6 protein-coding genes and 1 pseudogene are annotated in these 8,396 nt (G+C 44.5%); 6 read left to right on the top strand and 1 reads right to left on the bottom strand.

The genetic code is table 11. The features are described from left to right. The 6 genes from VIM91_RS02180 to VIM91_RS02155 form a co-directional block, all read left to right on the top strand. Window positions 1–310: dTDP-4-dehydrorhamnose 3,5-epimerase (locus tag VIM91_RS02180; protein WP_331863184.1), on the top strand; the 310-nt coding region annotated here is incomplete at its 5' end. Between the two features lie 476 nt (window positions 311–786). After that, a complete protein-coding gene (rfbD, locus tag VIM91_RS02175; protein ID WP_331863183.1) occupies window positions 787–1,683 on the top strand; it encodes a dTDP-4-dehydrorhamnose reductase in 897 nt (298 codons plus the stop codon). Window positions 1,684–1,840: 157 nt separating this feature from the next. Beyond that, the gene (locus VIM91_RS02170; protein ID WP_331863182.1) at window positions 1,841–2,116 is read left to right on the top strand and encodes a GIY-YIG nuclease family protein; all 276 of its coding nucleotides are present in this window, start codon (window positions 1,841–1,843) and stop codon (window positions 2,114–2,116) included. A gap of 251 nt (window positions 2,117–2,367) precedes the next feature. Continuing rightward, window positions 2,368–3,720 carry an anti-phage deoxyguanosine triphosphatase gene (locus VIM91_RS02165; RefSeq protein ID WP_331863181.1) on the top strand — a complete coding sequence of 451 codons (1,353 nt, stop codon included), beginning with the start codon at window positions 2,368–2,370 and terminating at the stop codon, window positions 3,718–3,720. A gap of 280 nt (window positions 3,721–4,000) precedes the next feature. Then, window positions 4,001–5,557, top strand: coding sequence for an NADH-quinone oxidoreductase subunit L (locus tag VIM91_RS02160; RefSeq protein WP_331863180.1), 1,557 nt, complete (start codon window positions 4,001–4,003; stop codon window positions 5,555–5,557). Beyond that, a complete protein-coding gene (locus VIM91_RS02155; protein ID WP_331863179.1) occupies window positions 5,554–8,019 on the top strand; it encodes a DUF2309 domain-containing protein in 2,466 nt (821 codons plus the stop codon). The genes VIM91_RS02160 and VIM91_RS02155 overlap by 4 nt, the downstream gene beginning before the upstream one ends. A gap of 196 nt (window positions 8,020–8,215) precedes the next feature. Here VIM91_RS02155 and VIM91_RS02150 read toward each other — a convergent pair. After that, window positions 8,216–8,396 (bottom strand): annotated as a pseudogene (locus tag VIM91_RS02150) (VapC toxin family PIN domain ribonuclease); the annotation flags it as partial.

Raw genomic sequence — 8,396 nt, 5'->3', positions numbered from 1 at the left:
GCAAGGCTGGGTGTTAGATGTAGTGGTGGATTTAAGGGTGGGCAGCAAAACCTTTGGTCAACATCTGGCAATAGAATTAACGGCAGAATCCGCTGAGCAGGTGTTTATTCCGAAGGGGTTTGCGCATGGGTTTGTGGTGTTGAGCGACTATGCGCGAGTTTGTTATAAAGTCGATTCTTATTATGCGCCACAGCATGAACATGGTGTGCGTTTTAATGATCCAGATTTAGCGATTGATTGGCGTTTAGCACCTGAACAATTGATGGTATCAACGCGAGATTTAGCGTTGCCGAAGCTTCAAAGCCTCTAAAAAAGCATTCAATGAGTGTGCTATACTCAAAAAATAAGAGGTGATTAAATGTCCGAAGAAAAGCGTTTAGAAATCGAAATAGGTTGGTATAAAGTGGTGTCCGGCATTTTATCCTAGTTTTATCTATGATCCGATTACTCTGCTGTATTCCTGAACGAAGTGAAGGATCTTCAACCGACTGTACAAACTCTTAAGAGATTCTTCGTTTCACTCAGAATGACAACGGTGTTTGCGATTACGATTGGTATTTATTTTTTGAATAAACGTGTATTTAAGTGCCTAGATAGAATTGAGGAGTTATAAATATGGAATATTTAGTAGCTATTGCATTGTTAGCGTTTGTTACAGGCTTGTTGCTCGTGGTTTATGAAGCGGTAAATCACAAGAAAAACACTAAGTCTAAACATGTTTAAATTTCCAGACTCAATATTCTATTGAGTCTTATATTTTTTCTTTCTTCTTTGTTTAATTCAAAAATGCGACTTTTACTACTTGGGGCTAATGGCCAGCTGGGACAGTGTTTCAAACAGTTGTCGGCGGGGTTCCCCGAATTTGAGATTCAAGTGTTTGGTCGTGAGCTCGATATTACACAACCTGGCCTGGTGGCTGAAGTGCTGCGTGATTCGTCATATGATGTAGTGATCAATTGTGCGGCTTTTAACCAGGTAGATTTAGCCGAAGTTGAGCCGGATAAAGCGGATGCGGTAAATCATTTGGCGGTTCGTCATTTGGCGGAATTGGTAAAACAGCAGGGTGGATTCCTGGTTCATTTCTCAACAGATTATGTGTTTGATGGATTGAAAAACCAGCCCTATATTGAAACCGATAAAACTTTTCCCTTGAGTGTGTATGGTCAGACCAAGCTCGCGGGTGAGAATGCAATGCTTGCGGTTAATCCACCAGGCCTGCTGGTTCGAACGTCTTGGTTGTTTTCTCCTTATGGCTCAAACTTCTTAACCCGCATGCGCCAGCTCGGCTCTACGCGCTCGTCTATACAAGTGGTGAGTGATCAAATCGGTTCACCTACTTCGGCGTTAGATTTAGCGCAAGCCGTGCTTGAGATTGTTAGATTCCGCCATAAATTACTAGATAAAAACCCAAACAACCAGGCCTGGTTGTGCACACAAGTGCGCCATTTTTCAAATCAAGGCCAAGCGAGCTGGGCGGAGTTGGCGCAAGCAATAATGACGTGTTACGATTTGGACTGCGAGATTATTCCGATCCCTTCAAGTGATTACCCTACTGCGGCTCAACGCCCAACTTATTCGGTTTTAGATAGCACCAAAATCCAGGCCTGGTTACCAGAGCCGATTCGGCCTTGGCGTGATGCTTTGAAGAACTCGGTAAGAGATCCTTCGTTTCACTCAGGATAACAGAGTGGAAGTGGATGACGGTTTAGGGTTTAGAATTGCAATACACCTGTGTCATTCTGAACGCAGTGAAGAATCTTGTGAGGGTTTGCACACTCGGTAGGAGATTCAGGCTTCGCGCCGACTTCGTTGTACTCAGTATGACAAGACTGGAGGTTTTATGAGTTATTTTGTATACATTCTTACGACCACCAATAATAAAGTTATGTATGTCGGTGTAACTAACGATTTAGAACGTCGTATTGCAGAACATAAGTCTCACTTGGTTAAGGGTTTTACTCAACGTTATAACGTCGATAAGTTAGTTTATGTTGAGGAATCTGGTGACGTTGTTGCGGCTATAGAACGCGAAAAACAAATTAAAGGCTGGACGCGTGCTAAGAAAAACGAACTGGTCGTTTCGGTGAATCCAGAATGGCGGGATTTATCAGGGTGATAAAAAACATCCATGTCATTCTGAGGTGAAGCCGAAGAATCTCTTGAAGAATTGCACAGTCGGTAGGAGATCCTTCGCTTTGCTCAGGATGACAAGGTGGAGCTCAGGATGATGGGAGTGTGGTAAGGTTTAGGATTGCAATACACTCGTTGTCATCCTAAACGCAGTGAAGGATCTCTGTAATGGATTGCAACGTAGAGTCAGGCGCTATATTCGGCTATGATAGAACCAAATTTTGAGTGAGTAAGTTTATGAACGCGGAACAACAAGAACCGATTTGGACACAAAAATACACGGAGTTTTTAAATGATTCGCCTGCGCGTCCAGCGCGCATTGTGTATCAGCGGGACCGAGCGCGGGTGATTCATTCGGCTTCGTTTCGACGTTTGCAGTCTAAAACCCAGATTTTTGGTTTGCATGAGTCGGACTTTTATCGCACGCGTTTAACTCACTCAATGGAAGTGGCCCAAATTGGCTCGGGCATTGTTGAGCAGTTGATTACCGATGGTGAAGGCCAAGCCTATATGGATTGGTTGCCATCGTTTTATTTGATTGAGGCAATTTGTTTGGCGCACGACTTAGGCCATCCACCGTTTGGGCATGGTGGGGAGGTGGCGTTGAATTATATGATGCGTCATCATGGTGGTTTTGAAGGCAATGCGCAAACCTTACGTATCTTGGCAAAGCTTGGCGAATACACCCCGGCGAATGGCATTGATTTATCGCGCCGGTCAACTTTGGGTGTGTTGAAGTACCCGGCGATCTATGAAGATGTGGTGAGTGTGAATGCCGCGTATCAGCAGCTGTTATCCGAGCCTGAAGTCACCGATTTTAAAACCTGGAACATGCGCGCTTGGCATCCGCCTAAAAGTTTGTATCAAGAAGAAGAAGCGTTGTTTGAATGGGTGTTAAGCCCATTTAGTGCAGCGGATCGCCAGCGTTTTACGCAGTTGGCGAGTTCTACTACCGGCCATGCAAGCACCCAGCATAAGTCATTGGATACCACGATTATGGAGTTGGCCGATGATATTGCTTACGGTATTCACGATTTGGAAGACGCGGTCGCGATGAAAATGGTTTCGCGTGATCTTTGGCAAGCCGAAGTGATGGAAAACGAGGCTTTCACCGAAAACCCGTTATGGGATCATGTAATGACGGAACGTTTATTTAGTGGCAGCTCTAAGTCGCGTAAGCATGCCGTCAGTAAGATGGTTGGGATTATGGTGGAACATGTGTATATTGCTGAGCAAGATATGTTTGAGCACCCATTGTTGCGCTACCAGGCCTGCTTGCCAGAGGCTCAAGCTCGGGTGTTGGATTTATTGAAACGGTTTGTGTTCAAAAACGTCATCACAATTCCAGAAGTAAAAGGTATGGAATACAAAGGTCAATTAATTGTGATGGACTTGTTTAAAGCGTTGGAAGCGAATGGCGATAGATTATTACCAAGTAATACGGTGCGTAAAGTCAACGAAGCCAAAACTGAACGCGAACGTAAACGTGTGATTTCGGATTACATATCCGGCATGACCAATACCTATGCCTCGCGTATGTATGAAAAATTCTTTATGCCCATGAGCGGCTCGATATTCGATAGGTTGTGATAGTAGAGTTATGAACTAGTCATTGCTATAAAGCCCGATTTTTTCGGGCTTTTTTATGCATGATTTACTAGTGACTAAGGATATTGACTGCTAGTTGGGGTGTCATCCAAATTTAAAACTATTAGCTTGCATGAGTTATGAGTCTTCAATGTATTCACTAGAGCCTATGGAATCTATCCCATTTTTCAATTTTACATGGTTAAACATATGCCCTAGTATTCCAGTAGGGATTTGTGTGCCAGAATTTATTGGCCCCGACAGGTTGACTTAGGAGAAGAGTATGAGTTTACAGACGATAGCTGTAATCATTGCAAGCTTGGTTCCGGTGAGTTTTTTCTTGGCGGCTTTAGCTAATGAAAAAAAAGCACGCTGGAAACTGGCTGAGCGTTTGAGTTTAATGGGGCTAATTGTTGCGGTAGTGTTAAGCATTGGGGTGGTATCGGGCTGGTTTAGTATTAGCGAATATCATCATTGGATTGGCACATCGCTTGCCAGCTTAGTGATGTTGGGCTTAGTGAGTTTAATTGCCTTTATCAATATTCGTTATTCCAGTGCTTATATGGCCGGCAATGTTGAAGAAGAGAAACGTTATCTGCGCTGGTTATTGATTACACTCGGCAGTGTCGCGACGGTTGTGATTAGTAATCACATGTTGGTGTTTATGCTCGCTTGGGTCGCCATTAGTTTAAGTTTGCATCGTCTGCTGTTGTTCTTTCCAAATCGTCAGCGTGCCGTGTTAGCGGCTTATAAAAAAGCAATTTTTGCGCGCACGGCGGAAGTATTCTTATTTGCCGCCATGTTGTTGCTATTTCTCCAACACGATACTTGGTTTATAAGTGAAGTTTATCAAAACGTATCACAGGCCAACGAACTAAGCACACTAGACCAAATCGCCGCCGTCTGTATTGCTTTGGCGGCCTTAATTAAATGTGCGCAGTTGCCTTTGCATGGCTGGTTGATTCAGGTGGTCGAAGCGCCGACACCGGTTTCGGCTTTGTTGCATGCCGGTATTATCAACTTAGGTGGTTATTTGTTGATTGCGTTTGCGCCTTTAATTATGTTGTCGGATGCAGCGCAGTGGTTATTACTGGTTGTCGGTGGGCTCACAACCGTTTTGGCTGCCTTGGTGATGATGACGCGTGCGACGGTTAAAGTTCGGTTGGCTTGGTCAACCATGTCGCAAATGGGGTTAATGATGGTCGAGTGTGCTTTAGGCCTGTTTGAGCTGGCGTTGTTGCACTTAGTGGCGCACTCTTTCTACAAAGCTTACGCGTTTTTAAACTCAGGTTCTGAGGTTGAAACAAGCATGAAACGTCGTATGGCGCCTTCGAAATCACCAACCCTTATGGACTGGACATTGGCGAGTGTGTTTTCAGCTGGTTTAGTGGTTGGCTTAATTTGGTTGGCTGGGTTTGAGGGGCCTTATAGTCCGTGGTTGTTGTTTGGTTTAGCGCTGATTCTATTGATTGCCGAACGCCATGGGCGTTTAAGCGCCAGTTCGTTGTTATCAATGGTGGGGTTAGGCGCCGTATTGTTGGTGGTTTATAGCTTACAAAAAACCGGTGCGGGCTTTATTGTGCCGGGTATGCAGGCCAGCGTTGGTTGGTTGGGCGACGCTTGGATGGCATTGTTGTTTGTTTTGTTTATGCTGGTTTATATTTTGTTGCGATATCACGCAGAACGTCCGGCTTTGCAAAAAATTCGCCGTGCCTTTTATGCTGGATTCTATCTAGATGAATGGGTGACACGTTTAAATCTACGCATTTATCCGACACGTTTACCGGTTCGGTTGAAGCCTAAAAAACTTCAAATCGCGAAAGAGGAGTTTTTACAATGACAGCTCAATTTTCTACAAATCAGAATTCAACCGATTCGGGCTTGGCTTTAACCCCCGCGCAACAAGCCTCTTTACGTGATGCTTGTGGGCGTATTGCCCCAACCTGGCCTTTAGATGAGTTAATTGCCGTTAACCCCTGGTGGGAAATGCGTGACCAGCCTATTGAGGCGGTTTCAGCCAAATTAAGTGCATTGAGTCAGGTGCACTGTGTGATGCCCAAATCCTATTTTCAGGAAGTTTGGATGGAAAGCCTGCGTCCTGAGCATTTAGAACGAGCCATAGCCGAAAGCGGTCAAGATTGCACGGTCGAGTTATTAGTCAAATATTTGCTTGAAGATGATGAATACACCCACTGGCACAATGTGAGTGACTTTGTTGATAGTGGACCAAATCGTCAATATAAAATGGCATGGCGTGATGAGATTACGCATCAAATTAGTCAGTTTTGTGCCGATTTTTTTCGCCATAAAGATTATCAAGACTCTTATGCAAATACCTATAAAGGCTTGTATAGCGAATGGCTAGCGACCACACGCCAAGATAAAGGTATCGAGATTCTAATGGTCGAAGACGGCTTAACCGAAAAGTTCTTGGATTTGCCCGAAACCAGCGAAGCTTTGTTAGCGCAAGCTTTTAGCGAATTGCATGTTAAGGAGTCTAACCTGGCCGATTATGCACATGCTTTGTTGTTGGATGTGAACGGCTGGGCATCTTGGGTTGCCTATTTAAACTGGCAAGATGGTCTGGATGGTAAAGAAAACCAATTAATGTTGGATTTCTTAGCGATTCGTGTGGCTTGGGAATGGGTGTTATGGCGTCATCAAAAAGATAATGATCGCGGTGTGTTTAATGAGCTCAAAGTGCTTTGGGCGCATCAAATGAATATCTTACCAAGGTTGATTGAAACCCATCAGGCGGCACAAGCAAAAGCCTGGCTTTGGCAAAGAGCGGCTGAAATGGCTTATCAAGAAAGCCTTTTTAAACAGTTGGCCAGTGTCGAGCAAGCAGAGCGTTCAGCCGATCAACCGCTTTTACAAGCGGCGTTTTGCATTGATGTGCGTTCAGAAGTGATGCGTCGCGCACTTGAAGCCCAAAGTCCAGATATTGAAACTTTCGGTTTTGCCGGTTTTTTTGGTTTGCCGATTGAGTATCACCCAGTGGGCGCGGACTTGAGTCGTCCTCAACTACCAGGCCTGCTGAAAGCTTCGATTAAAGTTCGTCCGGTTGTTGATGACCTGAAAGTAAAATCGATCCAAGATAAGCTTAATTTGAAGGCGCGCTGGAGTGAGTGGAGTTATGCACCGCCAGCGGCCTTTAGTATGGTGGAATCCACCGGCTTGATTTATGCGTTTAAAATGCTGCGCAATTCGCTGTTTCCGGCGGATCACCAGCATCCGGTGAATAATTTACCTGCGAACGACGCTTATGAAATGACCGAGGCAGGGGAGGCGTTGAGCCTCGAGCAGAAGGTGAATTTAGCCGCTGGAATTTTGCATGCAATGGGGTTGGATAAACATCTTGCGCAAACTGTGTTATTGGTCGGACATGGCAGTAGCAGTTGTAATAATCCACACGCCGCTGGTTTAGACTGTGGTGCCTGTGGTGGCCAAACTGGTGAAATTAATGTGCGTGTACTGGCTTATTTGTTAAATCAGTCAGAAGTTCGAGCAGGCCTGGTGGATAAGGGTATTCGGATTCCTGAAAACACGCAGTTTGTCGCGGCGATGCATAACACAACAACCGATGAGTTCACTTGTTGGGGATTAGTCGATGCCGAAAATACGATTCAGCACTGGTTGTTACGTGCCAGTGAACTGGCACGCCAAGAACGTGCTTTACGTTTAGGCGTGGATAGTGAAGATAAGCGTTTGATGCATCAAACCATCAAGCGTCGTGCTAAAGATTGGTCACAAGTGCGTCCAGAATGGGGTTTGTCGAATAACGCTTCGTTTATTGTTGCGCCACGTTATCGTACAAAAGGTTTGGATCTGAATGGACGGGCCTTTTTGCATGATTATGACTGGCAAGAAGATGAAGATCGCTCCTTGCTAACCTTGATTATGACCGCACCTATGGTCGTAACCAACTGGATTAACCTGCAATATTATGCCTCGGTCTGCGATAACTATATCTACGGCAGTGGTAATAAAGTGCTGCACAATGTTGTGGATGGCTGTATTGGAGTTTTTGAAGGCAATGGTGGCGATTTGCGGATTGGTTTGCCCATGCAGTCTTTACATAATGGCAATCAATGGATGCATGAACCACTGCGTTTAAGTGTGTTTATTGATGCGCCGCGAGAAGCGATTGAACAGATTGCGCAACAACATGAAGTAGTGCGTCAACTGATTGATAATCAATGGCTATATTGTTTCCGCTGGGATCGAAATGGCGATATTGAGCGTTATTTCAATAATCAATGGATCAAAGCGAGTGGGCTAGAGTCTCAAAACCGCGATTGATTTGATTGTGGTTTAAGCTAATAGCTTTAATTTTGCTCTAATAGCCCGTAATTGTTTTTTATGTGGGCTATTTGAGCTTTTTAGATGTGTTGCATTTCGTAGAGTTAGGCATTTTTGAAAAGCCTTTAGTTAAAAGGTTTGGATTTTTTGTGCCATTTTGTCCAATCTGAAATGGGTTCTAATCCTATTTTTGACGTTAATCTAGCCAGTTTTGAAATCGTAAACCTTCCACTCGCTCAAACTCTTTCATATTATTGGTGACTAATATCGTACCAAGGCTTCTTGCATGACCCGCGATGTGAAGATCATTAACGCCGATTGGAGTGCCGGCGAGTTCTAGTACTGCACGAATTTCACCATAATGTGCTGCTGCTTTT

The organism is Thiomicrospira sp. (genome assembly GCF_036568485.1).
Taxonomy (GTDB): domain Bacteria; phylum Pseudomonadota; class Gammaproteobacteria; order Thiomicrospirales; family Thiomicrospiraceae; genus Thiomicrospira.
Note: the sequence above shows the minus strand (reverse complement) of the source record. Positions and strands in the feature narration are given on the sequence as shown.